The organism is Luteibacter sp. Sphag1AF, assembly GCF_014192715.1.
Lineage (GTDB): Bacteria > Pseudomonadota > Gammaproteobacteria > Xanthomonadales > Rhodanobacteraceae > Luteibacter.
This window is the reverse complement of record NZ_JACHYH010000008.1, coordinates 12,518-39,382: the sequence shown is the minus strand read 5'-3', so window position 1 is coordinate 39,382 and position 26,865 is coordinate 12,518. Positions and strand designations below refer to the sequence as shown.

General features: G+C 62.8%; 21 protein-coding genes. 11 read left to right on the top strand and 10 right to left on the bottom strand.

From position 1 onward, the window contains the following. The first annotated feature begins 15 nt into the window (after nt 1-15). From FHW69_RS16390 to FHW69_RS16380, 3 genes are all read left to right on the top strand, one after another. On the top strand, nt 16-1,011 hold the full coding sequence (locus FHW69_RS16390; RefSeq protein ID WP_183424181.1) for an alpha/beta hydrolase: 996 nt from the start codon (nt 16-18) through the stop codon (nt 1,009-1,011). A gap of 112 nt (nt 1,012-1,123) precedes the next feature. Continuing rightward, a complete protein-coding gene (locus tag FHW69_RS16385) occupies nt 1,124-2,230 on the top strand; it encodes a hypothetical protein (protein WP_183424180.1) in 1,107 nt (368 codons plus the stop codon). A gap of 348 nt (nt 2,231-2,578) precedes the next feature. Then, on the top strand, nt 2,579-4,471 hold the full coding sequence (locus FHW69_RS16380) for a hypothetical protein (protein WP_183424179.1): 1,893 nt from the start codon (nt 2,579-2,581) through the stop codon (nt 4,469-4,471). Between the two features lie 236 nt (nt 4,472-4,707). On the opposite strand, the gene FHW69_RS16375 is transcribed toward FHW69_RS16380, so the two are convergent. Continuing rightward, nucleotides 4,708-6,495 carry a DUF3300 domain-containing protein gene (locus tag FHW69_RS16375; protein ID WP_183424178.1) on the bottom strand — a complete coding sequence of 596 codons (1,788 nt, stop codon included), beginning with the start codon at nt 6,493-6,495 and terminating at the stop codon, nt 4,708-4,710. Between the two features lie 318 nt (nt 6,496-6,813). Between FHW69_RS16375 and FHW69_RS16370 the strand changes: the two genes are divergently transcribed. Continuing rightward, complete coding sequence (locus tag FHW69_RS16370) at nt 6,814-7,803, top strand: alpha/beta hydrolase (RefSeq protein ID WP_343204042.1); 990 nt, start codon at nt 6,814-6,816, stop codon at nt 7,801-7,803. A gap of 35 nt (nt 7,804-7,838) precedes the next feature. On the opposite strand, the gene FHW69_RS16365 is transcribed toward FHW69_RS16370, so the two are convergent. Together FHW69_RS16365 and aceE are read right to left on the bottom strand one after the other, a co-directional pair. Beyond that, complete coding sequence (locus tag FHW69_RS16365; protein ID WP_183424177.1) at nt 7,839-9,131, bottom strand: 2-oxo acid dehydrogenase subunit E2; 1,293 nt, start codon at nt 9,129-9,131, stop codon at nt 7,839-7,841. A 36-nt stretch (nt 9,132-9,167) separates the two neighbouring features. Then, complete coding sequence (aceE, locus tag FHW69_RS16360) at nt 9,168-11,840, bottom strand: pyruvate dehydrogenase (acetyl-transferring), homodimeric type (RefSeq protein WP_183424176.1); 2,673 nt, start codon at nt 11,838-11,840, stop codon at nt 9,168-9,170. A gap of 141 nt (nt 11,841-11,981) precedes the next feature. Between aceE and FHW69_RS16355 the strand changes: the two genes are divergently transcribed. Continuing rightward, complete coding sequence (locus tag FHW69_RS16355) at nt 11,982-12,437, top strand: MarR family winged helix-turn-helix transcriptional regulator (RefSeq protein ID WP_183424175.1); 456 nt, start codon at nt 11,982-11,984, stop codon at nt 12,435-12,437. Between the two features lie 457 nt (nt 12,438-12,894). Here the strand turns inward: FHW69_RS16355 and FHW69_RS16350 are convergent, their stop codons facing one another. Next, on the bottom strand, nt 12,895-13,848 hold the full coding sequence (locus tag FHW69_RS16350; RefSeq protein WP_183424174.1) for a hypothetical protein: 954 nt from the start codon (nt 13,846-13,848) through the stop codon (nt 12,895-12,897). A 284-nt stretch (nt 13,849-14,132) separates the two neighbouring features. On the opposite strand from FHW69_RS16350, the gene FHW69_RS16345 reads away from it, so the two are divergent. Next, on the top strand, nt 14,133-14,870 hold the full coding sequence (locus tag FHW69_RS16345) for a TorF family putative porin (RefSeq protein WP_183424173.1): 738 nt from the start codon (nt 14,133-14,135) through the stop codon (nt 14,868-14,870). 48 nt (nt 14,871-14,918) lie between these two features. On the opposite strand, the gene FHW69_RS16340 is transcribed toward FHW69_RS16345, so the two are convergent. From FHW69_RS16340 to FHW69_RS16310, 6 genes are all read right to left on the bottom strand, one after another. Next, nucleotides 14,919-15,626 (bottom strand): response regulator, encoded by a 708-nt coding sequence (locus FHW69_RS16340; protein ID WP_183424172.1) that lies wholly within the window; start codon nt 15,624-15,626, stop codon nt 14,919-14,921. Continuing rightward, a complete protein-coding gene (locus tag FHW69_RS16335; RefSeq protein WP_221195595.1) occupies nt 15,626-17,563 on the bottom strand; it encodes a DUF4118 domain-containing protein in 1,938 nt (645 codons plus the stop codon). Before FHW69_RS16335 ends, FHW69_RS16340 begins: the two co-directional genes overlap by 1 nt. Nucleotides 17,564-17,632: 69 nt before the next feature. Further along, complete coding sequence (kdpB, locus tag FHW69_RS16330; RefSeq protein WP_183424258.1) at nt 17,633-19,666, bottom strand: potassium-transporting ATPase subunit KdpB; 2,034 nt, start codon at nt 19,664-19,666, stop codon at nt 17,633-17,635. A gap of 63 nt (nt 19,667-19,729) precedes the next feature. Then, entirely contained in the window at nt 19,730-20,377 is a 648-nt protein-coding gene (kdpC, locus tag FHW69_RS16325) for a potassium-transporting ATPase subunit KdpC (RefSeq protein WP_183424171.1), read from the bottom strand. 10 nt (nt 20,378-20,387) lie between these two features. Beyond that, entirely contained in the window at nt 20,388-22,091 is a 1,704-nt protein-coding gene (gene kdpA / locus FHW69_RS16320; protein ID WP_183424170.1) for a potassium-transporting ATPase subunit KdpA, read from the bottom strand. Nucleotides 22,092-22,525: 434 nt separating this feature from the next. Further along, nucleotides 22,526-22,822, bottom strand: coding sequence for a hypothetical protein (locus FHW69_RS16310; RefSeq protein WP_183424168.1), 297 nt, complete (start codon nt 22,820-22,822; stop codon nt 22,526-22,528). A gap of 394 nt (nt 22,823-23,216) precedes the next feature. Here FHW69_RS16310 and FHW69_RS16305 point away from each other — a divergent pair, with 394 nt between their 5' ends. The 5 genes from FHW69_RS16305 (at nt 23,217) to FHW69_RS16285 (ending at nt 26,856) form a co-directional block, all read left to right on the top strand. Next, on the top strand, nt 23,217-23,822 hold the full coding sequence (locus FHW69_RS16305; protein WP_183424167.1) for a hypothetical protein: 606 nt from the start codon (nt 23,217-23,219) through the stop codon (nt 23,820-23,822). Nucleotides 23,823-24,031: 209 nt separating this feature from the next. Further along, nucleotides 24,032-24,349: a hypothetical protein gene (locus FHW69_RS16300; RefSeq protein WP_183424166.1), complete on the top strand. Its 318-nt coding sequence runs from the start codon at nt 24,032-24,034 to the stop codon at nt 24,347-24,349. A gap of 90 nt (nt 24,350-24,439) precedes the next feature. Beyond that, nucleotides 24,440-25,342 carry a 23S rRNA (adenine(2030)-N(6))-methyltransferase RlmJ gene (gene rlmJ / locus FHW69_RS16295; protein ID WP_183424165.1) on the top strand — a complete coding sequence of 301 codons (903 nt, stop codon included), beginning with the start codon at nt 24,440-24,442 and terminating at the stop codon, nt 25,340-25,342. A gap of 31 nt (nt 25,343-25,373) precedes the next feature. Then, nucleotides 25,374-25,889 carry a Slp family lipoprotein gene (locus FHW69_RS16290; RefSeq protein WP_183424164.1) on the top strand — a complete coding sequence of 172 codons (516 nt, stop codon included), beginning with the start codon at nt 25,374-25,376 and terminating at the stop codon, nt 25,887-25,889. Nucleotides 25,890-25,947: 58 nt separating this feature from the next. Continuing rightward, complete coding sequence (locus FHW69_RS16285) at nt 25,948-26,856, top strand: cation diffusion facilitator family transporter (RefSeq protein ID WP_183424163.1); 909 nt, start codon at nt 25,948-25,950, stop codon at nt 26,854-26,856. Nucleotides 26,857-26,865: the final 9 nt, after the last annotated feature.

Sequence of the window (26,865 nt, the reverse complement as noted above, 5' to 3'; positions counted from 1 at the left end):
ATTACGGGTATGCCCATGAAGGTGTTGCCGGCGGTTGTCGCAATCGCGTGCCTGTCGTTTATTGATGTCGCGGTGGCACATCGCAACATCGAGACAGGCGGCCATCACAACGAGACTCACGTATCGCAGGATCAGCGACGCGAGGACTGCTTCGATTCCAGCGATCCGACGCAGATTCCGCTATGGAACGAGTCCGCGCCCGGCGCGACCGGCAACGATGCATGTCGGGATATCCCCTATCTACAGGTGTACGTGCCGCAAAATGAGACAGACAAACGCATGGCCGCCATCCTCATCATTCCCGGCGGTGGATACGACCGCCTGACGGATGAAAAGGAACAGGCACCCGTGGCGCAATATTTCGCGGACACGCTGCATGTGAAGGCGTTTGTTCTTCACTACCGCCTGGTTCAACCGGACGGCACGTACCGCTTTCCCGTTCCCATGTGGGACGGCCGCCGCGCACTGAACCTGCTGGGACACGACGCCAGGCGATTCGGCATCAACCCGCAGCAAATAGGACTGTTCGGCTTTTCCGCCGGCGGCCACCTCGCCAGCACGCTGGCATTGCATCCGGACGATGACTTCCATATGCCGTCACAGGACAACGGTGGCCGGACGAACATCAGGGCGGCATTTCTGGGACTGGGCTATCCCGTCATCTCGATGCTTCCGGATGCCTATGCTTCACCCAGTTCCCTGAAGCATCTTCTCTACGGCTACCGCGGCTCGGAACTGGCAACGCTTGAGCATGCGCTGTCCGGCCAGGAACACGTCACCTCGGCGCTCCCTCCTGTGTTCCTGTTCGAGAGCATGGACGATCAACGGATCAGCCCGCAGAACAGTGTGATGTTCGCCAGCGCGCTGAAGGATGCCGGCGTACCTGCGGAGGTTCACTTGTTTGCCCATGGCGTGCACGGTGCGGGATTGGCGCAGGGCATTCCGGAGGAAGAGGCCTGGCCGCGTATGTTCAGGGACTGGCTGGCGCGGTTTTTCCCCACGCCTCCATAAATCCGGCAGCTTCAGGATAGTCCGGGCGGACACGTGACACTCGCCATACCATCCTGCAGAATCCGACCCATGATGCCGGCCACAGGAAGGCCGCGCACAAGGGGGAAAACCAATGCACCGTCTTCCACTCCGACGCGTGACCGTCGGCGCGATGCTATGCGTCGCGGTACTTCTCGGCGCCTGCCATCGCGAACCGACGCCGCTGGCCAACGGCCAGCCGGCAGAAACGCGGGAGCAGTTCGAGGAACGCGCAAATCTGCTGACCCAGTTCAACGAGCCGCTGCCGGCCGACGTGTCATTTGATGACGCTCAGGCGCGTGAATTCGCCGTACGGGAAGACCTGCCAACACTTCGCGCACGCCTCGCCAATACGGGTGTGACATACGACTTCCAGTGGCGTGCCCACGAGTCACCCGAAGCCCTTGCGGACATCGACCGCGCCGACCTTCACTACAACCCCGTGCATTCGGGACGATCAGAGTCCCGACTTATTCGGCCCGGCGTCTGGGTCAACCTTGCTCCGTCGTTTTCACCGACGACGCCAGACGACTACGTCATTCGCACATTCGTCACCTTCCGCGTTACCGGCAGTTTCTGGAATTCAACTGTCCACTTCCACCTGCCAGCCGCCCATGGCGCACCCGCTGCAGAGCTGACCTGCACCGCATCTGACCAACACAGGCGCGGACGCGATTTTGGCTACTGCACAACGCCCGCGCCGCACCTTCGATACAACGTCCAGGACGATGCGGCCCTGCTGGACCGTCTCGCACGCCTGCAAAACGAAGGTCCCTCGCCCGAACGGGGCGACGCCCTGCTCCACATGTCGCAAATCACCGTGGGCTCTGGCGCTGAGGCCGAAAAAATCGAAAGCCAGAAAGCGCAGTCAGCTCAGTGGCAGGAAGTGGTCAAACAGCGGGAGCGCAATGCCCTGCCCGAACTCATCTTCACGTACGGTCTGATCATCGTCGTGCTGGGCGGCATTCTCGTAATGGGCGCTTGGCTCGCGCTCAAAAGAAGGCGTGGCCAGGGAACACGTACGGCATCGAAGATATTCGGCTTCGCCAGCCTCGCCGCTGCCGCGACCTGCTTCTGGCTGGCGGGCAAGACAGGCCCCTGGGGACTGATTCTTTCGCTGGGCCTGCTGGCACTTTGCGCCGCGTTCACCGTGTCCGGATTGATTGCGCTGGCGGGAACGCTGCGACGCGATACCGAGTAAAGATTCAGGGGGCATGGTCAAGCGCATCGCTCCATGCCCCCATACGATACGAGCGGATTGCTTCCGCCTGCATGAACACACCATCCCGACCGCGAGACCGACGCGTCGTGCCGCGCATGCGAGTCACTTGATGCACGACGCTGACATCAAGCCCCCTCGTTGACTATGGGTTGAGAACCACCAGCGCCGAACATAGCGCTCGGCCGCATCACCCCATGCCGAAATTGGTTAATGTGCCGAAAGCGCGCATTTTCATTTCTCCAAACGTGCATAGTCAGTTCACGTAGAGGCGTCAGTCCGATCAGGGCTTCGCCTTTCGTACGGCCATACACATAGGGAGAAGGACTCATGGCTTTTGCGCGAAAAAAAGGGTTGAAGTATCTGGCGGCCATTCTTTTGCTGGCCCCCACCATGGCAATGGCTCATTCCGCCGGGCCACCCGCAGCGCACCCACAGGGAAGCGGCATTCATGCGGACGGCACTTACGCCGATCCAAAGACCTGGAGCGAAGAATCGTTCCCCGGAGCGATTCACCACGGCGACAGGGGATTCTTCATGTCCACGTTCTCCGGCCAGGCGGGGGCCACCTGGTACTTCCCGGCGAAAGGGCAGTCAAATAGCCACTGGATATGGGCCGGAGAGCACGCGGGCACCTTCGCCAACCCCAAGGATCAGACGGAGATCACCAAGGTCGGCCTCATTCACAAAGGTGCGGCGGGATTCTATGTCTCCCGCTTCGACGGCGTTCCCGATCCAGCCTGGACGTTCCCGCCGAAGGGTAGCTCCGATAGCCACTGGACGTGGATGGGTGAGCACATGGGGACGTCCAGCGACCCCAAGACCTGGAGCGAGCCCACGATGATTGGCCTCTTCCATCACGATGACGTCAAGGGGTTTTTCCGGGCGAAATTCAACGGAGTCGCTGGCCCCACCTGGTATTACCCGAAGAAAGGTGAGTCAAACAGCCACTGGGCCGCTGCTGGCACACATGCTGGCGACTTTCTGGACCCGAAGGATGCCAATGAACCCACTTTCGTCGGCGCCATACACGGCCGCGGCACAATCGCGCGCTTCCTGTCGAAACACGATGGTGTGCCAGGGCCTGCCGATACGTATCCGCGCTATGAGGAAGGCGAGTATGAAAACGCCTGGTGGCGAACGCTGGCAACCCAGTGCCCAGCCACTCCCGGCACGCGATCGCAGGCACCCGAGCAGCCCACCGCGCGCGCAGTTTCGGCCTACGCGCAGAGCCTGAATATCATTCAACGCCAGGCTAAAACATCCGGTTCCCTGGCGCTCACGGCGTCACCCTTGATGGCCAGGGGAGGCATGGGCGAGTACCGCGTGGACTCCGCCGACCTGCTCGACACACGAGGGGATAAACGCGGGTCCCTGATCGTCGTCGTGTTGCCGAAAGGCGGCTATGAAGCCATCTCCGACGTACCCGGTGCGCGTGGATCGGTCCTTGGTGCCGCCGATGGGAGTGCCCATTTCGTGGCCGAACCCGTGACAGACTGGACGGCTCAGGACACTCCTCCCCAACAGAACCCCGACGCATCGAACACGCAGGCGTCTGCGGATGGCCCTGACGTGGATTGCGAGGGCAAGCGCATCATTGATGTGCTTGCCGGCTTTTCCGAGGTGGCAGTAAGCGACATGGGAGGGCTCGATCACGCATCGGCATATGCGCTGGCACAGATTGAGACCGCGAATGTCGGGCTGAGGAACTCGCATGTCGATGCAAGGCTTCGACTGACTGCCGTCGAGGTGATTGCGGAAAACTATGCGGTAAACACCGAAAACCTCGGTCGGATGCCCACCGTCTTCGCCGATCAGATCAAGAAGCACCATGCCGACCTGCTCGCCACTTTCTTCAGCCCCGCTTCGGGTGAAACGGCGACGGCCTGGGCGGTCGTCGATGGCAGATATGAGATCGGCAAGATTACGTCCACGACCGCGTACCGCCACGAGGTAGGTCACAACGCCGGGGGCAGCCATTGCAACACCGGTCAGGACTCCTACGCATTCGGCTTCAAGCACCCGCACGGCACAAGCACCCTGGGAACCTTTCTATGCGACAACGATCTGCCCTTCTATTCCACACCGCTGGAACATGATGCGGAGGGCCATGCCCTGGGCGACGCGAAAACAGCCGACATGGCACGTGTCTGGCGCGAACGCGCCAACAAGATGTCGTCGTACGAGAAGGCGGAGAAGCCTGTTGAGGGGACCATCCCGTAACGCTTCCGAACCATCACGCTCGGGCGAAGAGCAAGCGTTCCACGACGGGCAATGAAAAGGCAGATCCCCAGGATCTGCCTTTTTCTTTTACTGTGACGATCGAGTCTTTCGCGTATCAGTCGTACACCAGTTCGATGGCCAGGGAGTCATCTGTCGACTCCCCGTCAGATAGTGCCAACCATAATCCGAGACGGCCGGATTCCGACACTTCTTACCCTCAGCGAATGACGATCCGCTCAATCGCGATAGGAGTCATCGCGCTTTTTTTCTTCCCTCTGAGGTGGCGCCTGATGCGGTCGCGATTCCTGCTGGGGCCGTGGCTGCTCATGCTCAACCTGGCGGGGCTGCTGGCGTTCGACCGGTTCGCGCTGCTCTCGCTGCTCTCGCTGTTCGCGCTGGACGGGTGCCTGGCGCTGCTCGACGCGTTCGGGGGCCTGTCGTGGTTCCGCTCGCGGCGCGGCCTGCTGTTCGAAGGATCGCTGCGCCGGCTGTTCGCGTGCACGTTGTTGCTGTTGCTGCTGGACCTGTTGCTGCTCGCGTGCACGCTGCTCGTTGTCGCGGTTGATCTCTGGCGCCTGCGGACGCGCGGCAGGCTGGGAGCGCTGGAAGTCGTTGCGTTGCTGTTGCGTTGCCTGCGCCTGCTCGCGCCGGGCGGCTTCCGCCTGCGGCGTGGCATTGCCCGGACGTGCCGGTGCCATGGCGCGACCTTCCGCATTGGGCGCCGGGTTGCCGGCGACATTTGTCCGGCGCTCTGCTGCCGCATTTGCTCCGCGTTGCGCGCCGTTGAAGTTCGGTATCGTCATGTGCGCAGGTTGTGCCGGCGTGGCCTCGGTACGGGCCTGTGCCCGGTTGGGCGTCAGTGCACCGCGGTTGAACTGCGGCGTGCCTGCGTTGCCGGGCACGTTGCCATTCACCGCAGACGCTCCACGAACGCCGTTCGGCGCGAAACGATTGTTGGCGAAGTTGGCCGCATTCGCCGGATTGCCGGCAATGGGATGATTGTTGGTGATGTTGCCGTTGTTGATGCGGCCATTATTGATGTTGGTGTTGCCGTTATGAACGTTGTTGTTGATGATGGTCGTCGAACGCGACACATACGTCTGGTTGTTGTAGACGACTGCCGGCCGGTGCCAGCCACCACCACCGCCACCGCGGCCACCCCAGTTCACACCCCACGACGACCAGCCGCCACCGCCGTAGCCACCGCCGTGATGGTTGTCCAGAAGCGCACCCACGACGACACCGAGGCCGAAGCTCAACCCACCCACGGCAAGCACTTCACCGGTGCTGTAGCCGCGCGGCGCATAGGAATAGCTGGGATAGATGGGCACGTCGCCATAGACCACGCCCGGATCGTAGCTGGGCACGTACACCACATCCTCGCTGGCAGGCTCGATCTGGATGATCCGCGACGGCGGCGGAATGATGCCGCCTCCCTGATCCACATAGGTCTCGGTCGTATACGACGTGCCGGAGTCCTGCACGGGCTGCGTACTCACTTTCAGCTTGCTGGAACTTTGCAGGCTGCCGTGCGACGAGGCTCGCTCACGCATGACCTGGATCGCGTTGAGCACATCGGTGGGATCGTTGACGTATGCCTGGCCGAGCGACGTGGTCCATTGCTGGTTCTGCGCCATCTGATCGAGCACGGTGGGGAACTTGGTGAGCGCCTTGACGCTGGGGTCCCATTGCTGCGGATCGACGGCCGCCTGCAACAGGTCACCCTTCAATTTGGGATTCTGCGCAAGCAGGTTGTCGGCGGCTTCGATCTGGTCCGGATAGGTGGAACCGGCAAGTACCTGGGCTACCAGTTTGTCGGGAAAAAGCGCGATGGGTCCCACCAGCTGATAAAGCTGGTCTGCCGTTGGCGGCACGTAAGCCGGCGCCTGATTGGCGGCAACCGTGGATGCAGCGGCAGGTGCCGTGGCGGGCGGAGGGGGTTGCTGGTTGCAGCCTGCCACCAGCAACATGCCGGCGGCAATGGAAGCACTCAGAACCGTCGCGCGAAAACCATTGATAGCCATGAAAGAGCCTTCCTGATTATTAATCCGGCAAACGGGCTTATGCACAAAAAATCGTAAGACCTTGCGACAACCTGATGGTTTTCTTCCAAAGAATTCCGCAAGGAAATATCAGCGCCATCGTGTGATGATCATGGGTCATAAAACGCGGGCCGTGCAAATGTCGGCGACGCAAAATCGGGAAGACGTTGTAACGCGTTCAGTTCAGCCATTCACGCGCGATCAGGGAATCTCAGACCTCACCCATCCCCTACCCCGCCACCGAAAAGCCACTTCTCCGGATTAGCCTTTCGCCACTGAAACCGGGGAAGGGAAACATCAATGAATCTGACGTGGCGTCAATTGAGCGCACTTCTCGTGCTGGGCATGACATCGGCAGGCACGGCCTTCGCCGGAAATGGCCGCGTGATATCAACCGATGGATGGCAACCCGCCTCGCCGTTCACGCAGATTCCGTTGTGGCCCGAACACGTGGCGATTGAACTCCCGAAGACAAAGGGTCCCGAGCAGATTGTCGACGAGCACAAACCGGTGGCGGGCAGGCCCTGGGATTCCGTACAGAACGTGACGCGTCCCACCATGACGGTCTACCCGCCAAAAGCTGCCAATAGCGGGACAACCATCATGGTGTTTCCGGGCGGTGGATATCGCGTGCTGGCCATGGACCTGGAAGGCACGGAGATCTGCGACTGGGTCACGGCAAAAGGCATGACATGCGTGCTGCTGAAATATCGCGTACCCGGTTCAGGGCCGTATTGGAACGACGACTGCAACTGCGGACTGAAACCTCGTGTACCGATGGCATTACAGGATGCACAACGCGCAATGGTTCTGCTTCGCCAGCAGGCCACCAGTCTTCATATTGATCCGGAGCGGATCGGTGTGATTGGCTTCTCTGCCGGCGGCCACCTGGTGGCCGACATCAGCAATCGCAAAGGCCGAAGCTATACGCCGGTTGATGCCGCCGACGCACTGAGTGCGCGACCCGATTTCGCCATCGCGCTGTATCCCGGGCACCTGTGGGAACGCGAAGGCACGAAGCTCAATCCGGACATACGCGTCTCGGCGCAGACGCCACCCACTTTCTTGCTACAGGCCGAGAATGATCCCGTGGACGACGTGCGAAATTCGATTTCCTACTATCTCGCGCTGAAGAAAGTGGACGCGCCTGTGGAGATGCATCTTTTCGCCAGGGGCGGTCATGCATTCGGACTGCGCCCCAATGGCTTCCCGATCACGACCGAGTGGCCCGTTCTGGTAGAGAAGTGGCTCACGTCCATCAACATGCTGCCCGACACGCAACCACGCTGACGTGTGCATGTGATGCATCGAGCACGGCGCATGGGCTAAAGGAGCATCCGCCTGACGTCCGCGAGCAGCACGCCAAGCCTCGCGGTGAAACGCGCCGCCGCGGCGCCATCAATCACGCGGTGATCGTAGGACAGCGACAAGGGAAGCATGAGGCGCGGCTGAAACGCCTGTCCGTCCCACTGCGGTTTCATGGCCGCGCGCGATACGCCAAGGATGGCCACCTCGGGTGCGTTGATGATCGGCGTGAATGCGGTGCCACCGATGCCGCCCAGCGAGCTGATCGTGAAGCAACCGCCCTGCATGTCTGCCGCGGTCAACTGTCCCGCTCGCGCCTTGCCAGCCAGCGACGCCAGTTCGCGGGCGATGGACGTGACGCTCTTGTGGTCAACATCACGAATCACGGGCACCACAAGGCCATCGGCAGTATCCGCCGCAAAGCCCATATGAACGTAGCGCTTCATGATGAGGTTGTCCCCTTGCGCATCCAGCGATGCGCCGAATCGGGGAAACTCGCCGAGCAATCGCGCGCATGCCTTCATGAGGAACGCGAGCATCGTCAGTTTTGCATCGCCCCCTTCGGCCTGCTCCCGATTGATCTGGAGACGGAACGATTCCAGATCCGTGATATCCGCTTCGTCATGCTGGGTCACATGAGGAATCAGTGCCCAGTTTCGCGCAAGGTTGGCGCCGGAGATGCGCTGGATGCGGCTCAGCGCAACAACGTCTGTCTCGCCAAATCGGGCGAAGTCGACGCTGGGCCACGGCAGATGGCGGGCGGGATGCTCAGGCATGTCCATGCGAGCCACGGGTACTGAAGGGCTCGCCGCTCCGCCATCGGCCAGGTTCTGCACGTCGGCACGAGTGATCCGGCCGCCACGCCCCGTACCCGTGATGGCCTCAAGGTCGATATCCAGCCGCCGCGCGAGGGCGCGCACTGCCGGACTTGCATAGGGAACCCGGCCGTGGGCGTGGGGCGCGGATGCCTTTGTGGGCAGCACCTCGATGGCAGCGGCAACCGGCGGCGACACGTCGATGACGGGCGCAGGCGCAACAGAAGCCGTGCCGGAAGCTCCCGTATCTATCAGCGCCACCAGCGCACCGTCCGATACCGTGTCGCCCACCCTCACCTCGACAGCCACCACCACGCCGCCCACCGGCGCGGGAAGCTCCATGGTCGCCTTGTCCGATTCCAGCGTAAAAAGTCCCTGCTCCGCCACCACCGTGTCACCCACGGCGACGAGCACTTCAATCACGGGTATGCCGTCCGGGCTGCCGATATCGGGTACGCGCACTTCCTGCGGCGTACCGTTTGCCATTGCTGATGCCATGCTTTTCTTCAGTCTGGTGGTGAGCGGTGCGTGCCGTCAGATCGACGCGGGGTCGGCCTTTTCGCCGTCGATGCCATAACGGGTCATGGCGTCGCGGATGCGCTGGCGGCTGATGGTTCCCTCGTCCGCCAGCGCCTTCAGTGCGGCCAGGACAATGAAGTGGCGATCTACTTCAAAGAACGTGCGCAGTGATTCGCGCGTGTCGCTGCGGCCGAACCCATCGGTGCCCAGTGCCACGAAACGGCGGTCATGCACGAATGGCCTGATCTGGTCACCCACGATCTTCATATAGTCCGTTGCGACGATCACGGGGCCGGGATGGCCCGCAAGGCATCGCTGGACGTACGGAATGCGCGGCTCGTGTTCCGGATGCAGCATGTTCCAGCGCTCCGTCGAAAGACCATCGCGGCGGACTTCAGTGAGGCTCGTGGCACTCCAGATGTCGCATGCAACACCAAAGTCGTTGCGCAGCAGATCGGCCGCCGCGATCACTTCGCGCAGAATGGAACCGCTACCCATCAGCTGCACGCGGGGCGCGTCCTCCAGGCCACTGGCGTCACCTTCCAGAAGATAAAGGCCTTTGAGAATGCCCTCTTCCTGGCCTTCCACCAGCGCAGGGTGCGGATAGTTTTCGTTGAGAACCGTGATGTAGTAGTAGATGTCTTCCTGGTCCACATACATGCGCCGCAGACCATCCTGCACGATGACGGCCAACTCATGTGCGTACGTGGGGTCGTACGACACGCAGCTGGGAATCACCGAGGACAGCACGTGGCTATGGCCATCGTCGTGCTGAAGACCCTCACCCATCAGCGTGGTACGGCCCGATGTAGCGCCAATGAGAAAGCCACGAGTGCGCGCATCTGCCGCCGCCCACGCCAGATCGCCCACGCGTTGCAGGCCAAACATCGAATAGAAAATGTAGAACGGAATGGTGGGCAGGCGATGGTTGCTGTACGCCGTGCCTGCCGCGATCCACGACGAGATGGCGCCGGACTCGTTGATGCCTTCCTGAAGAATCTGGCCGTCCTTCGCTTCCTTGTAGTAGCTGAGCGTGCCGGCATCCTGCGGCGTGTAGAGCTGCCCCAGATAGGAATGAATGCCAATCTGCCGGAACAGGCCTTCCATGCCGAAGGTGCGTGATTCGTCGGGCACGATGGGAATCACGAGCTTGCCCAGCGCCGGGTCCTTCAACAGCATGGTGAGGATGCGCACAAACGCCATCGTGGTCGAAACACCCCTGTCGCCCGTTCCCTGCAACTGGCTGGCAAACGCGGACAACGGCGGCACCGGTAACGGCGCAACGTCGCTGAAACGCGCGGGCAGGAATCCGCCCAGCGCGGCCCTGCGCGCGCTGGCATAGCGCGCTTCAGCGCTATCCGGCTCCGGTCGCAGGTATGGCATGTCGTCCAGCTGCTCGTCGCTTACCGGAAGCGCAAAGCGGTCGCGGAACGCGCGCACGGCATCGGCGCTCATTTTCTTGAGCTGGTGATTGACGTTCTGTCCCTCACCGGCCTCGCCCATGCCGAAGCCCTTCACCGTCTTGGCGAGCACGACCGTCGGCCGTCCGGTCGTAGCGACCGCCTGCGCATAGGCCGCATGGACCTTCTCCGGATCATGGCCGCCGCGTGCCAGCTTCCAGATGTCGTCGTCCGACATGTCGGCAACAAGCTCAAGCAGCTGCGGATATTTTCCGAAGAAGTGCTCGCGCACATAGGCACCACTCTGTGACTTGAATGTCTGGTAGTCACCGTCAACGCACTCCATCATCCGCTGCCGCAGCAGGCCGGTGCCGTCCTTCGCCAGCAGCCGGTCCCAGCCACTGCCCCACACTACCTTGATGACGTTCCAGCCCGCGGCACGGAAGGTTCCTTCGAGCTCCTGAATGATCTTGCTGTTGCCGCGTACCGGGCCATCCAGACGCTGCAGATTGCAGTTGACGACAAACACCAGGTTGTCCAGGCGCTCGCGCCCCGCGACCGAAATGGCGGCGAGTGATTCCGGCTGGTCCATTTCGCCATCGCCAAGAAACGCCCAGACCTTGCGACCCTGCGGCTCCTTCAGTCCGCGATACTCCAGATAACGCATGTAGCGCGCCTGATATGCCGCAGTCAGGGGACCCAGCCCCATCGACACGGTAGGGAACTGCCAGAACGACGGCATGAGGCGTGGGTGCGGGTACGACGACAAACCGTCACGACCGGCCTCACGACGGAACGCGTCCAGTTGCTCGTCGCTGATGCGTCCTTCCAGATAGGCACGACCATAGATGCCCGGGGCCGAATGTCCCTGGATGTAGATCATGTCGCCATCGAATGTATCGGTGCGACCGCGGAAGAAATGATTGAAACCCACGTCGTACAACACCGCAGCAGATTGGTACGTGGCGATGTGACCACCCACGTTCGAGTGCTTGCCGGCACGCAGCACGGTCACCATCGCGTTCCAGCGGATATAGGCGTTGAGCCGCTCCTCCATCGCCAGATCGCCCGGATAGGCCGGCTGATGCTCCGGTGCAATGGTGTTGACGTAGGCCGTGGTCACGCGCCCGTGCAAATCACCGTGCAGCGTGGTATCGCGCTCGCTGAGCTGATCCAGCAGGTAGTGCGCGCGCGGGCGACCGTCGGCCGCAGTCACGGCGTCCAGCGCCTCCAGCCATTCCCGGGTTTCCTGGGGATCAATGTCGGTGGGTACGTGGGGATGGTTCATGGGGTACTCCGGGAGAAGGCGGCGCGAATCGGCGCGCCGCGAGGCCATGCGCACACGATTGCAATTGCAATCGTGTGCGGTCGGCATCCTATCGGGGTAAAATAACGATTGCAACTGCAACTCAAACAGGCGCGCGCCGGCATGGCCAAGAACGACCCCGACCTCTGGTTCTCCTTTGTGCGGACACATCGCGCCCTCATCCGCGAAATCGAGCGCCGGCTGGCCGCCGCCAAACTGCCACCCTATGGCTGGTACGACGCGCTATGGGGACTGGAAAGCGGCCCGGATGGCACGCGGCGCATGCACGAACTTGCCGACGTACTGGTCATCGAGCGCTACAACCTCACCCGCCTGATCGACCGCCTGGAGTCCGAAGGCCTGGTCACCCGCGCGCGCGCAGCAGACGACGGACGCGCCGCATTCGCGACCATCACCGACGCGGGCAAAGTGCTGCGAAAGAAGATGTGGAAGATTTATCAGGCAACCGTCGCCGAAGCCTTCCTTGCTCAATTCGATGCACAAGCACAACGCGACATGGCCGCCGCGCTCGACCGCGCCATGCTGGCAGCGCGGGACATGGGGCAAGCTGCCAAATAGGTCTTCTCCGGCCAGCGCGGCGCGCGGTGGAAGGCGCATCGAAGGACGCGCCCTTCGGGTCGGGCGTGATATCAGTGCCTGGCCCCAAGAGGAACCAGTCTTATTGAGCGTATCGACCTCGCCCCCCCGATCCGCCAACAGACCAGAATTTCCGCCTCACTTGTTCTTTGTGGGCATGTGGAGCCGTCCGATAGCTAACTCCGGGATTGTTGTATGCAGCTTCGGGAGCGCCGCGTTTAATGGCGCGCGTGTAGCAGTAGCGCGCCTTCTCGACGTTACGCTGAACTCCATCGTCTTCGATGCTCGTCAACAACACACGTTTTGACATACCAGGCTCCCGCAGGTCGCCAAAATAGCGAATGCATCTTTTCGCCCATCATCAAAAGCGCCTTTGGCTACCGCATAACAGCCGTCCCCTCCCGTTTTCATGTCGTAATCGACACTCGCGGGATCAACGTCACGCCACCGCATCTGCTGCAACCGTGCGTTCCCGCGTCAGGCCGCGAACCAGCAGCCCTGAGAGGGCGACGGAGAGCACGAACCAGATCAGCCAGATGAAGGCCACGAATCCGGTGGTGGGCTCAAAGCCGGCGTTCACTGCCACGGCGATACGCAGCAATGCATAGGTCAGCCCTACCAGTACCAGCACACTGACGAGGAACACCACGACGCTCGCCAGAAGCAAACGCAGGGGGCGGGTGTGCTGAGGTTGCCGGGGCAAGCCGAGCAGTGCACCGATGAAGGCAGGCAGCACGAAGCCGAAGGAACCCACGCAGGCAATCAGAGGTGCCGAGTCGAAGTTGTAGCCGTAGTACGGAGCCATGGCCATGGCGGCGGGAACGGCGAACTGAGCCACCGAAAGCACCCACGCCCATACCAGCAACGTAAAAATCAGCAGCGCGCGCAGGCGCATGGAGTACGGCGGTTGCGTCGGCCGCTCGTGCTTGCGCAGCAGATGGAAGACCAGCCACACGGGGAGAATGACGCCAATGGCCTTGAGAGCCAGGCCCACCACGAAATTGACGGTTACCAGAAGGCTTATCGAGCTGCTGGCCATCTGTTGTACGAAGCTGTGGGAAGCCGCCCACCACGCCAGCGGCAGTACCGCGCCCAGGATGGCGTAGCCCAGGCCGATCAGTGCCGCCGCATATCCGGGCGGACTCATCATGCCCCGACGCTCCACAAACCATTGCGTGGTGCCGATGGCGAGCGCCACGGAAAGCACCATGGAAACCACTTCGCTCCCGGCAAGCGTGACCAGCACGTGATATCGCCCCTCGTCGTCCAGCGACGGGCTCTGCATGTGCAAGATGCGGTACACGGCAAGACAGGTGAAAATCAGGTTCACCACGATGATGGCCAGCGCGGCGGTATACGGAAGCGTCGCCGCTCTGGTTTCGGAATTTTGCACTACCCCACTCCTCTATCAATCTGTGCCTGGGACAGTCGTATCCTGCCCACTGCAAATAACGCCACGCCCCAAGCGATCGAAGATGGTCACTCGGCGCCCCCCCTCACGCGCATCGGCGGGAAAGGTACCGCGCCGGCGCAGCCGAGCATAAGCCCTCGCGGCGCAGCCCGCTAATGCCTGCCCTCTTTACAGCGCCTTGATGCCATGCGTGCAAACTCAGCACCGCCTTGAGACAGCCGTTTCTAACATCCGCCGCAGTGATTCCCGAACATGCGGACGAGACGATGAAGAACGTTGCATTACTGGCGCTGGGCCTCCTTCCCTGTGCCGCGATTCCCTGTGCCATGGCTACCGACGCGCAGCCCGACTGGCAGGTCACATTCAACGCGGGTGCGCAAACCGATTACGTCTTTCGCGGCATCAGCCAGACCGACGGCCACCCTGCCGGCTTCGCGGGGGCCGACGTCACCTACCTCAACCAGTGGTACGTGGGTGCGTGGACATCCAACGTGGATTTCAGCCCCTCGGGTGATACGCGAACCAGCCAGGAGGTGGACCTGTATGGTGGATGGCGTCCTGTCATCGGCGGTATCGCTTTGGACCTGGGCTACATTTACTACGGCTACAGGAACCAGCCGGAGGGGTTGCGTGAATCCTATGCCGAGACGTATTTGCGCGGCGCGCATGCCTTCGGTGCGCTGACCGTCGGTGCGGGCGTGGTGTATTCGCCCAACTTTCCCGGCGTGGCCAGGCATGCGCTTTACACCGAAGTCAATGCTGCCTACGTCGTCAACACCGCGTGGTCGCTGTCTGCGGTGGCCGGCCACCAGACCTCGGCCAACGCGTCCCAATGGCCCGACGGCAGCCCGCGCGATTTCAACTACACCACGTGGAATGTCGGCGCGACCTACGCCATCAACGATCACACGTCGCTGGACCTTCGCTACTGGGACACCGATCAACACGACGCTGGCCGCATCTACCGCGCCCGGGTGGTGGCGGGCATCAAGGCGACGTTCTGAATACGGCGCACGGCGGGTGTGCTGTATCCGGAGGGGGCTGGGAATGACTCAGCCTCCCCGGTTCAGACCGGCAAGCCGGTAGCCCACTTGCAATTCGGTGATGAGGTGGCGCGGACGCGCCGGCTCGTCCTCCAGTTTCTGGCGCAGATTGGTCATGTACACGCGCACGTAGTGCGGACGCTCTGCATGCCCCGGCCCCCACACGTCCAGCAATAGCTGCCGATACGTCAGCACCTTGCCGTGGCCGCGCATCAGGGCTGCCAGAAGACGGAACTCGATCGGCGTCAGATGCACGGGCTGCCCGGCGCGGGTCACTTCGTAGGTGGCCAGGTCCACGCGCACATCGCCAAAGGCCATGGCCGAAGCGCCTGTTCCGTCCACTGCCACGATGCTCGCACGCCGCAGTTGGGCACGCACACGCGCGATCAGCTCGGGTACGCCGAACGGCTTCACCAGGTAGTCATCCGCACCCGCTTCCAGCGCCTCGACCTTCTCCTGCTCGTGATCGCGTGCAGACAACACCAGTACGGGCGCGTTCGACCATCCGCGAAGTTCGCGGATGAATGTCTTGCCGTCGCCATCGGGCAACCCCAGGTCTACGATGACCAGTTGCGGCTGGCGGCTGGCCGCGTCGATGCGTGCGCGCATCGCACTGTCCGCCTCGTGCACGGTCATGCCTTCGCGTTCCAGCGACAGGCGAATGAAGTGACGGATGTCCGCCTCGTCTTCCACGATAAGAATGCGTGGCTTGCTCATCAGGATGTCTCGCTTTCAGGTGATTCGGCATCGATGGACGGCGGGGTGCCGAGTGGTAGCCGGATCTCGAAGTGCGCGCCTCCAAGAGGCCCGGAGCCCGCGCGGATGATGCCCCCGTGCGCGGCCAGGATCGTGCGGCACAACGCCAATCCCAGCCCCACTCCGGTGATGGTGGATTCCTTCACGCCGCGTGCAAACGGTTCAAACAACGAGTCTGCATCCATATTCGCAGGCAGGCCGGGGCCGTCGTCGTCCACACTCACGCGCAAGGTGTCGCCGATGGTCTCCGCATGAATCCAGACAGTCGCGGTATCGGGCGTGTATTTCGCGGCGTTGTCCAGCAGGTTCACCAGCACGCGCTCCAGGAGCGTGGCATCCACCTCCACCAGCGGCAGATCAGATGGAAGGCCGATCCGCACGGTGCGCGTGCCAAGCACCACTCCCACACTGGTCAGCGCGGCGCCGACGATCTCGTCCATCGCATGCCACTGGCGGTCCAGGCGCACGCCATCGCCCTGCATGCGTGCAAGATCCAGAAGATTGATGACCAGCCGGTGCAGCGCGTCCGCCTGGTGGTGAATGGCGCGGGCCAGCAGGTCGCGTTCGCTGGCCGGCAGTCCCTGCGTGCTTTCCAACGTTTCGGCCATGCCGCGAATGGCGGTGAGCGGCGTCTTGAGGTCATGGGATACCGCCGCCAGCAGCGCATGACGCAGACGTTCGCCCTGCATGCGTACCAGCGTGTCGCGAGCCACATCCACGAAGTGAATGCGTTCGAGGGCCAGCGCCACCAGTGCGCAACAGGCATCCAGCAGACGCTGGTCATCGGGCTCGGTGGCCAGCACCAGGGATTCGGGACGCAAGGCCAGCACACCTCGTGTGCGCAGCGGCGCTTTCAGCGGAAGATATTGCGCGTCGGCATGCGCCAGCGTCGACGTACCCCGTCCGGCAGGCAGCGCGCTTTCGTGGACCCATTGCGCGATGCCGCCGTCAAAGCCGCTTTCGCTGGCAACATGCCCTGAGTCGTCGGGCAACAGCAACGCGCCGCGCGATGAAAACATCGGCGCAATCATGCCCGCGCATACATGCGTGATCTGATCGGTGGTGACGGCGGCTGAGAGATCGCGGGCCACACGCGCCAGCGCCGTGGCCCGGCGCTCTCCCGCAATGGCCGACGTGGCCTGGGCGCGCAGACGCGCGGCCAGCTGGCCGGTCACCAGCGCCACCACAAGCATCAGCGCGAAGGTGAAAAGGTACTGCGTGTCCGACACATGAAACGACCATATCGGCGGCACGAAGAAGAAATCGAAACTGCCCACGCTGACCAGCGCCGCCAGCGCACCAGCCGCCCTGCCCCAGCGCATCGACACCAGCACGACCGTCAGCAGGAACAGCATCACCACATTGGACAGGTCAAACACGCGAAGCAGCAGGGATGCCGCCAGTGTTGCCAGCCCGCAGGCCAGAAGGGACAGTGCGAACGCCTGGAAGCGCATGGGTGACCGGAGTCGCCGCCAGCGCGGGATGCCAGGAGCTGGCGTGGCAGGAAGCAACATCACGCCCAGCGAGGGGCTGCCTGCCATCAGCGTCCGTGCCAGCGACGGGCGCCACGGCAGCCGCAGGCGCCCGGGACGGCATCCCAGTACAACACGCGTTGACTGGTGAACCCGTGCGCACTCCAGGATGGCCTCTGCCACGCACTCTGCCGCGATGCTTTCAAAACTGGCTCCCAGCCGCTGCGCCAGCGCGGCGAGGCGACGCAGGGCTTCGCGATCCGCCACATGGCGGCCGTGACCAGGTTCGTCCACGTGCACCACCACCCAGTCCGCGCGCCATTGCTGTGCCAGACGCGCAGCGTCGTGAATCAAACGCTCGTGCGCACCGTCGGCACGCACGCAGACGAGCAGTCGTTCCACGTCCGTCCGCTTGCCGCTATGCATGATGTGTCACGCCCTGCCACACGGGCAGGGCGTGATATCGGGGCGCTATCGATGGATGCACGCGTGTCTTCACATGAAGGGCGCGAGCACAAGGTCGATCAGCTTGATGCCAATGAAGGGCGCGATGAGTCCGCCCACGCCGTAGATCAGCAGATTGCGAGACAGAAGCTGCTGCGCCGATGCCGGACGATAACGCACGCCGCGCAGAGCCAGCGGCACCAGGACGATGATGATCAGGGCGTTGAAAATCACCGCCGAAAGAATCGCTGACGTCGGGCTGTGCAGGCCCATCACGTTCAGTCGCGCCAGTGACGGATACGTGGCCACAAAGGCGGCCGGGATGATGGCGAAGTATTTGGCCAGGTCGTTGGCCACGCTGAACGTCGTCAGCGCGCCACGGGTCATGATCATCTGCTTGCCCACCTCCACCACCTGCAACAGCTTGGTGGGATTGCTGTCCAGATCAACCATGTTGCCGGCTTCCTTGGCCGCCTGCGTGCCGCTGTTCATCGCCACCGCCACGTCGGCCTGGGCCAGCGCGGGGGCATCGTTGGTGCCGTCGCCCGTCATGGCCACCAGGCGGCCTTCTGCCTGGTACTGGCGAATCAGCTTCAGTTTGTCCTCGGGAGTGGCCTCGGCCAGGAAATCATTGACGCCGGCTTCCGCCGCAATGGCCGCCGCGGTCAGGCGGTTGTCGCCCGTAATCATCACCGTCTTGATGCCCATCCGGTGCAGTTGGGCGAACTGCTCGCGGATGCCGCTCTTGATGATGTCCTTCAGTTCCACCACGCCGAGGATGCGCGCGCCATCGGATACCACCAGCGGCGTGCTCCCCCGTCGGGCCACTTCGTCCACAACGCGATCCACATCGGGCGGGCATGTGCCGCCAAGGGACTGCACATGCGCACGCACGGCCGACGCCGCACCCTTGCGGATCAGGCGGTCATCGAAGTCCACGCCGCTCATGCGGGTGCGTGCGCTGAAGGGCACGGGTACGCCGCCTTCAAGCGGGCGCAGCGATGCGAAACGCTGCTGGGCCAGCACAAGGATGGAGCGGCCTTCGGGCGTTTCGTCGGCCATGGAAGCCAACTGCGCCGCTTCGGCCAGCGTGACTTCGTCCACGCCCGGTGCGGGCAGGAAGGCGGATGCTTCGCGATTGCCCAGGGTGATCGTGCCCGTCTTGTCCAGCAACAGCACATCGACGTCGCCTGCCGCTTCAATCGCGCGGCCGGAAATTGCAACGACATTGGCCTTCAGCATGCGGCTCATGCCCGCGATGCCAATCGCCGAAAGCAGTGCGCCGATGGTGGTCGGAATCAGGCACACCAGCAGCGCGATCAGCACCGTGATGCTCACAAGCTGCCCGGAGCCGTTAAGCGCCACGCTGAGGCTGGAAAACGGCAGCAGCGTGACGCAGACCAGCAGGAAAATCAGCGTCAGCGCCACCAGCAGGATGTTGAGCGCGATCTCGTTGGGCGTCTTGCTGCGACGTGCGCCTTCCACCATCGCGATCATGCGATCCAGAAAGGTTTCACCCGGATTGGCGGTCACCCGCACGATGATCCAGTCGGACAGCACATGAGTGCCGCCAGTGACTGAGCAGAAGTCACCGCCGGATTCGCGCACCACCGGTGCCGACTCGCCGGTGATGGCCGACTCGTCCACGGAAGCTACGCCCAGCACCACCTCGCCGTCGGCGGGAATGGTGTTGCCCGCCTCCACCAGCACCAGCATGCCGGTGGTGATCTCGTCACTGGTCGCCATGTACCAGGTAGCGTCATAACGCGCTTCGCGCAGCACCTTCGCATGCACCCGCTTGCGCGAGGCGCGCAACGCCTCGGCCTGCGCCTTGCCGCGACCTTCGGCCAGCGCTTCGGCGGCATTGGCGAAAAGTACGGTGAACCAAAGCCACACGGCGATGGCAAAGATAAAGCCGGCGGACGCATCCGCGTGTCCCATCAGTGCACCGATCCACAGCAGCGTGGTAACCACGCTGCCCAGGTACACCACGAACATCACCGGGTTTTTCCACTGCGCCTGAGGTGACAGTTTGCGAAAGGCTTCGCCAAGAATGGCAAGCCAGCCCGGCGACGCGCCGACCATGGGCGTTGTGGGTTGTGCAGCCAACAGGGTTTCGTTCTGCGACATGGAATCAGACCTCATCAATTACTTCGACGCGGCGGGTTGCGCCGCGAGGGCGTCCAGCGCCAGGTTGAGCTTGAGTACGTTCACGCGCGGCTCGCCAAGCAAGCCGAACTGACGCGCCGTCATGTGCTGATCCACCAGGGCCTGCACGCGAGGAATGGGCAAACCCCGCGCGTGGGCCACGCGCGGAGCCTGCAAGCGCGCATTGGCCAGCGAGATGTCCGGATCCAGTCCCGATGCGGAGGCCGTGACGGCATCCACGGGAACGGCGGCATCGCCGGGCAGATCATTGGTCGCGCGATAGGCCGTAACGCGCGCACTCACCTGATCGAACAGCTTGCGGTTGGTGGGCCCGAGATTGCTCGCGCCGCTAAGCGCCGCGTTGTACGGGTGATCCACCGTCCTGGATGCATCGGCCGGATCGGCAGCGCTGGTGGCACTCGGTCGGGGATGGAAGTAACCAGGCTGGCTGAAGTCCTGGCCAATCACGGCCGAACCCTGCCAGGCACCGGCCTGCCCCACCAGGCTGCCCGCCGCCTGTGCGGGAAACAGCACGTGCGCAAGTCCCGTGGTCAGCAACGGATACGCCAGTCCGGTCACCAGCATGAAAACAACCGCCGAAACGAGTGCGGGCCGGATCAGGTGCCGCGAAGTATGTGTATGGATCATGGCGATGTCCTCAGAACCATTGTCCGGCCGACATCAGCAGGTGCTCGACAATCGGCCCAAGTGCAAGAGCTGGCAGGAAGGTGAGGCCACCCACGACCAGGATGACGAAGATCAGCAGGCCGGTGAACAGCGGCGTGGCGGTGGGCAGCGTGCCGGGACCGTCGGGCACCGATTTCTTGGCGGCGAGCGAACCGGCCACGGCAAGCATGGGAAGCAGCGTGAAGTAGCGCCCGAACAACATCGCCAGACCAATCGTGGTGTTGAAGAACGGCGTGTTGCTGTTGAAGCCGGCGAAGGCTGATCCGTTGTTGGCGGTGCCGGATGTATAGGCGTACAGCAACTCGCTGAAGCCATGCGGGCCGCCGTTGTTCATGCTGGCGATAGTGGCGGGCCACACTGCAGCCAGTGCGGTGAAGCCCAGGATGCAGAAGGGATGGGCCAGCACGGCAAGCATCACCAGCTTGATTTCGCGCGCCTCGATTTTCTTGCCCAGAAATTCCGGCGTGCGGCCGATCATCATGCCCACCAGAAACACGGTGAGAATTGCGAACGACACCAGGTTGATGAAACCGACACCTACGCCACCGAACACATCGTTCATCATCATCAGCGCGAGCGGCACCAGTCCGCCCAGCGGCGTCAGCGAGTCGTGCATCGCGTCCACCGAGCCGGTAGTCGCTGCCGTGGTCACGGCTACAAACAGGCTGGTCTGCGCAATGCCGAAGCGCATCTCCTTGCCTTCCAGATTGCCGCCAGGCTGTAGCGCGCTCCACTGCTGATCGGCGCCTGCCTGGGTCAGCATCGGGTTGCCCTGCTGTTCCGCGTGGTACACCACGCAAAGGAAGCCGACGAACATCACCAGGAACGCGGCAAGAAACGCCCAGCCCTGACGCCGGCGCATCAACATGCTTCCGAACGCGTAGGTCAGCGCGGAAGGGATGAGGAACATCGCCAGCATGTGCAGCGTGTTGGTCAGGGGCGTGGGATTCTCGAACGGATGCGCCGCATTCATGCCGAAGAACCCGCCACCGTTGGTACCGATGTGCTTGATGGCCTCAAGGCTCGCCACCGGTCCCATCACGATCTGCTGCTTCAGGCCCTCCAGCGTGGTGGCATCAACAGCGCTGGCCAGCGTCTGTGGCATGCCCTGCCATACGTAGATCAGTGCCAGCACCACACACGCGGGCAGCAGCACGCGGTACGTGGCGCGGGTCACGTCCACCCAGTAATTGCCAAGATCATGGCTGGATTTGCGGCTGAGCCCACGGATGAAAGCCGCGCAGCCTGCGATACCCGCGGCCGCACTCACCGTCATCAGGAACGTGATGACGGCCATCTGCGAGAAGTTGGAGAGACTCGCTTCGCCCGAATAGGATTGCCAGTTGGTATTGGTAATGAAGGAAGCGGCGGTGTTGAATGCCAGGTCGGCGCTTTGCGCGGGACGCTCAAGCGAATCGAAAGGCAGCCAGCCCTGGATACGCAGCAGCACGTACCCCAGCAGCATCATGGCCGCGTTGCTCATCACCAGCGCCAGGCCGTAATCCTTCCACGACATGGCCTGTGCCGGATTGATACCGAAAAGACGATACGTCAGCCGCTCGGCAAGGCCGTGGGTGGGACTGGTCAGCACGCGGTTCAGCCACGCGCCGCCTGCGGCAACCAGAAGCAACATTCCCGCAAGGACCAGTGCAAATTGTGCGTAATCAAGTGACATGCTCTGGCGTCCTCAAACCCTGTCCATCGCAACGATGAACGCAAGCGTGGCGGCGAAGAACGCAAGCGCCACCGCGACAAATACGAAGTCGGTCATAAAGTTCCCCTGTGGTCCGGTTGCGAACTAGAAGTGTTCGGGCTTGATCAGCGCGTAGAGCAGGTAGCCGAACAACGCGGCCACGCAGGCGCTTCCCACCCAGATCACGGCGTGCACCGCGTGTGGATGGATGGGAAAGCGGCAGACGCCGGAAACGGGGGAGTAAAGAGGGTTCGCATGGAAAGGTCCGCTTATGGGAGACCTGACATGCTAGGTACGCGCCTCTAAAGATGGCGCTGAAAAAACGACGGGGCGTATCAAGATCGCGTAAAGAAATGCCTGGGCGCTGCACGGCAGGTGTCTTCGCAGGCACGCTGCCGCGCAGCCGGGTTATGGATTCAGCCGGATGGCCCGGCCCTCAACATCGCCAGCGCCTCTTCCGGAATGGAAGGCATGCGGCTGCGCCAGATGGCCGTCACCAGTGGAATGGCTTCTTCCGCCAGCCGCTTTCCGAGCTGCGAAATACGCTTCGTGGTGTCGGGGTCAATGTCCAGCTCCGTCGTCGACGCCATCAGGTCGAAAAGGGCTTGCGCATCGCCAAGCCGCAGGAACAGGGCTTCGTGCAACTGGTCGCTGTTGAGATCAACGTTGTGCCTGCACAACGGGCACGCTACGGATGGGTCGGACGAATGCATGGCGGCTCCTTCACCTCGAAAGGTCCGCCCCCTGCGCAGGCAGGGTGGCGGACGTGTCGGGGTCGAAAACCGGTCGTACAACCAAACCCGGCCAGGCACGAGGCCTGCCCGACACGCCCGCCATAAAGGCGTTCGCATGCACGCAGGCGGCGAACCGCCTGCGTGGTTGTACGAATCGGGTTTCGACACCCGGCCGCCGGAGATTCGGCGACCGGGAAAGCATCCCGGTTCACCCAAGGCAGAACTATCCGATTATTCCGAAAAAGAGGCCGGAATTATTTGAGAGGTTGCTGGTGACTTCCAGGCAAGACGCACGCTATGAACTTTATCCGCGCTCAACTGCCCAAGCCTGAGTCGGACGCATGGGGATGCGTCCAGGGGTGGGAAACACGACATGGAAATCCGCAGCAACCTGCAACCTGCGAAGGTCTTGAGGAATGGCGCCATTCTCGGCGTGGTTCTGTCACTGCATCTGGCACTGCTGATCGGGCTGATAACCGGACAGGCTCAGCCTTACGTCTGGGTGCCACCTGACGCCAATCCATCAGAGCACGTGCTTGAAGTGCGGCTCGACCTAACGCCCCCCAAACCGGCGCAGCGCCAGGTCACGCCACCCATACACTCCGCGCCCGCGAAACATATCAACATCGCGAAAGCCTCACCCCCGTCACCCGCACCCGCTCAGGCAACCGCCCCGGAAGCGCCCGCCCAGATCACACCTGATCCACCATCCGCCATGGCAACGCCCTACGGCAACCCCGCCCTTGAAGGGACATCGGACAACTACAGCGGCAACGCCACACCGCGACTGCCCGGCTACGACGCCGGCTCGCTCGTCAAAAGCGTGACACTGCAACCGCCATCCAGCCCGCGCGACACGATCCGCGCCATCGTCAACTACACCAATTGCAGCAAGATCGAAATGCTCCGCAACCTCCCGGGCAACGAACGCAACGCCAGAATTCTCGCAGCTTACGCAGAAAACGGCTGCAAGAAGTGACCCGGCAACAGGGCCCATGCGTGGAACATGAGCGCGGTGGGGCACCGGGTGTACGCATCTTTGCCGACCGGCCTGCCAGAATCGCGTACGTGCAAGCACGCGACAGCGCTACCGTAGTTTTTCGGTGGCGGTCTGCTGGCAGTCTGCCACCATCTGTACAGCTGCCCGGGCTGAGGACCGGCAATCATCCGCCAGAAGGGGCAACGACCATGACAGACGGGGACATGCAGCCTTCGGGCTACATCATTCATGCCGCTGTAAACATGGTCAGGGCGATCCTCGACGATGAGCCCGACGTGGCCACCCTGCACGCGCACATCATTTCCGGCTGGGCGGTGAGCCTGCGGCTTGAGAGGCTTCAGGCGAGCATCACGGCCGTGAAGATCTATCTGGGCCCGGACGCCCGGGTGCGGATGGCCGACTTCGAGCGCACCGTCAACATCCTGTTTCGAGAAATCGACCGGCTGGACCGCGTTGCCGCCCGGCCCCGCTCCCTCCCGCCAGAGCCCGGCTCCTGGCACTGCTGACCAACCGTTCGGTCACCCGAATGCACGTGACGTCCTGCCGGTCAGGACGGGCCCGCTATACTTGCTGCCTGTATCCAGCCGGCCCGGCCCATGAACTATCGTCACGCCTATCACGCCGGCAATTTCGCCGATGTATTGAAACACATGGTGCTCATCGCGCTTCTTGACGCGATGAAGAGCAAACCTACCCCTTTCTGCTTTATCGACACCCACGCCGGTCGCGGTCTTTACGACCTGCGCGGCGCCGAAGCCCGCAAGACCGGCGAAGCCGACGACGGCATCGGCCAGTTGCGCAGCGCCACCGGCCTGCCCCCGCTTTTGTGGAAGTTGCTGGAAACGGTGAAGGCGGCGGGCGACGGCGACGATTCGCTGCGCTTCTACCCCGGCTCCCCCTGGATCGCGGGGCACATGATGCGTCCGACCGATGGCGCCCAGCTTTGCGAGTTGCGCCTGGACGAGGCCGATGCGCTGCGCCACCTGTTCCGCAACGACAGCCGCGTGCACGTGCATCAGCGCGACGGCTACGAAGCGCTGAAGGCGCTCACCCCGCCGAAGGAAAAGCGCGGCCTGGTACTGATCGATCCGCCCTTTGAAGCGCAGGAGGCCGAGTTCCGCCTCATCGAGAAGAGCCTGAAGAGCGCTCTGGAGCGCTGGCCCACGGGCGTCTATGCCGTGTGGTATCCGATCAAGGTGCGCAGCCATGTGCAGCCGTTCCATCGCTGGCTGACCAAGTGCGGCGCCCGTCGCGTGCTGATGACCGAAATCCTGCTCAACCCGGAAAACACCCCGCTTCGGCTTCAGGGCACCGGCGTTGCCATAGTGAATGCCCCCTGGAAGCTGGACGACACCCTGCGCGACAGCCTGCGTTACCTGGCCAAAGTGCTTGGCAAAGAGAGGCAGGCCGAATACAAACTATCCTGGCTGGTCGAGGAAGGTCAGGATGAACAGCCGCCTCACCCCGCCTACCCGCCCCATTCAGTCCGGCGCCGGTAAGTTATCCACGATCGTACAGAGGAGCTGCGCCATGGGTCATCGTCTTGTTCGTCCCCTGATCTGCACCGCCGTTTCTGCCGTCACGCTGGCCCTGGCCGCCTGCGCACCCGCGCCGATCTACAAGCCGGGTGCCAACAACGTGGCCGTGCCGCCGCAACAGGTCGCCATCTCGCCTGAGCGATATGGCACGTCCGACGTCATCTGGGGCGGGCGGATCGTCCAGGTGCGCAACTATGCCGACCACAGCGAGATCGAAATCCTCGCCTATCCGCTGGATGGCTCGCAGCGGCCCAAGGCCAACGATGCCGGCAACGGGCGCTTCATTGCGGTGATGCCCGGCTACGTGGAGAGCTTCGATTATCCGGCCGGCGCGCTGGTCACGCTGTCGGGCCGGTTGAACGGCACGCGCTCGGCCAGTGTGGGCGATGCGCCGTATGTGTTTCCGCTGGTAAGCGTCAACCAGTCGCACGTGTGGACGGCTGATGAGCTGTCCAGCGGCCGCTCCAACGTCAGTTTTGGCGTGGGCGTGGGCGGCGTCATTCGATAAACGTGGTTCCTGGCGCCCCGGTGAGGGGCGCCAGTATTTTCAGGGGAAGGAAAGATTCATGTCAGGACACGCGGATTCCAAACGCGCCATTTTTCTTGCGCTGGGCGCCAACTTTGCGATTTTTGTAGCCAAGCTGGTCGCTGCCCTGTTCACAGGCTCCGGCGCGATGCTGGCCGAAGCGGTGCATTCGCTGGCCGACTGCGGCAATCAGGGGTTGTTGCTGCTGGGCATGCGTCAGGCGAAGCGTCCGCCGTCGCATGAATATCCGCTGGGCTGGGGCCGCGCCCTGTATTTCTGGTCGTTTCTTGTCGCGCTGATGCTCTTCAGCGTGGGCGGCATGTTTTCGATCTACGAGGGCGTGCACAAGATCACCCACGCCGAGCCGCTGAAGTGGCCGTGGCTTGCCGTGGGCGTGCTGGCTTTCAGCATCGTGGCCGAGGGCTTCTCGATGCATGGCTGCATGCAGGAAGTGAACAAGGCCCGCGGTGATCGCGGCCTGTGGACGTGGTTCCGTGAAACGCGTGCCAGCGAACTGCTGGTGATCTTCGGCGAAGACCTCGCCGCGCTGATCGGCCTGTGCCTCGCGCTGCTGGCCATCCTCGCCACGATGGTGACCGGCAACCTGCTCTACGATGCGCTGGGCACCATTGCCATCGGCGTGCTGTTGATCGTGGTGGCCGTTGCCATCGCCCGCGAGGTCAAGGCGCTGCTTATCGGCCAGGGCGTGGAAGCACCGCGACGCGCGCAGATGATGGCGTTTCTCCAGGCGCGCCCGGAGATCGACCTGGTCTACAACCTGCTGACCCTGCAAATGGGCCAGGACGTGATGGTGGCCATCAAGGCGAAGATGGCCGCGACGCCCACCGCGCGCGCCATGATCGAGGCCATCAATATCGTGGAAGCCGACTTCAAGGCCGAGTTCCCCGATGTGCGCTGGAGCTTCTTCGAGCCCGATTACACCGATTGACAGCAGTGT

Bases quoted from the DNA above. Each gene is read 5' to 3' on its own strand.
- FHW69_RS16375 (WP_183424178.1), bottom strand. From the start codon at position 6,495: ATGGCTATCAATGGTTTTCGCGCGACGGTTCTGAGTGCTTCCATTGCC.
- FHW69_RS16390 (WP_183424181.1), top strand. From the start codon at position 16: ATGAAGGTGTTGCCGGCGGTTGTCGCAATCGCGTGCCTGTCGTTTATT.
- FHW69_RS16370 (WP_343204042.1), top strand. From the start codon at position 6,814: ATGAATCTGACGTGGCGTCAATTGAGCGCACTTCTCGTGCTGGGCATG.
- FHW69_RS16385 (WP_183424180.1), top strand. From the start codon at position 1,124: ATGCACCGTCTTCCACTCCGACGCGTGACCGTCGGCGCGATGCTATGC.
- FHW69_RS16365 (WP_183424177.1), bottom strand. From the start codon at position 9,131: ATGGCATCAGCAATGGCAAACGGTACGCCGCAGGAAGTGCGCGTACCC.
- FHW69_RS16380 (WP_183424179.1), top strand. From the start codon at position 2,579: ATGGCTTTTGCGCGAAAAAAAGGGTTGAAGTATCTGGCGGCCATTCTT.
- aceE (WP_183424176.1), bottom strand. From the start codon at position 11,840: ATGAACCATCCCCACGTACCCACCGACATTGATCCCCAGGAAACCCGG.
- FHW69_RS16345 (WP_183424173.1), top strand. From the start codon at position 14,133: ATGAAGAACGTTGCATTACTGGCGCTGGGCCTCCTTCCCTGTGCCGCG.
- kdpB (WP_183424258.1), bottom strand. From the start codon at position 19,666: ATGGTCGGCGCGTCGCCGGGCTGGCTTGCCATTCTTGGCGAAGCCTTT.
- rlmJ (WP_183424165.1), top strand. From the start codon at position 24,440: ATGAACTATCGTCACGCCTATCACGCCGGCAATTTCGCCGATGTATTG.
- FHW69_RS16355 (WP_183424175.1), top strand. From the start codon at position 11,982: ATGGCCAAGAACGACCCCGACCTCTGGTTCTCCTTTGTGCGGACACAT.
- kdpA (WP_183424170.1), bottom strand. From the start codon at position 22,091: ATGTCACTTGATTACGCACAATTTGCACTGGTCCTTGCGGGAATGTTG.
- FHW69_RS16335 (WP_221195595.1), bottom strand. From the start codon at position 17,563: ATGCATAGCGGCAAGCGGACGGACGTGGAACGACTGCTCGTCTGCGTG.
- FHW69_RS16300 (WP_183424166.1), top strand. From the start codon at position 24,032: ATGACAGACGGGGACATGCAGCCTTCGGGCTACATCATTCATGCCGCT.
- kdpC (WP_183424171.1), bottom strand. From the start codon at position 20,377: ATGATCCATACACATACTTCGCGGCACCTGATCCGGCCCGCACTCGTT.
- FHW69_RS16340 (WP_183424172.1), bottom strand. From the start codon at position 15,626: ATGAGCAAGCCACGCATTCTTATCGTGGAAGACGAGGCGGACATCCGT.
- FHW69_RS16290 (WP_183424164.1), top strand. From the start codon at position 25,374: ATGGGTCATCGTCTTGTTCGTCCCCTGATCTGCACCGCCGTTTCTGCC.
- FHW69_RS16305 (WP_183424167.1), top strand. From the start codon at position 23,217: ATGGAAATCCGCAGCAACCTGCAACCTGCGAAGGTCTTGAGGAATGGC.
- FHW69_RS16310 (WP_183424168.1), bottom strand. From the start codon at position 22,822: ATGCATTCGTCCGACCCATCCGTAGCGTGCCCGTTGTGCAGGCACAAC.
- FHW69_RS16285 (WP_183424163.1), top strand. From the start codon at position 25,948: ATGTCAGGACACGCGGATTCCAAACGCGCCATTTTTCTTGCGCTGGGC.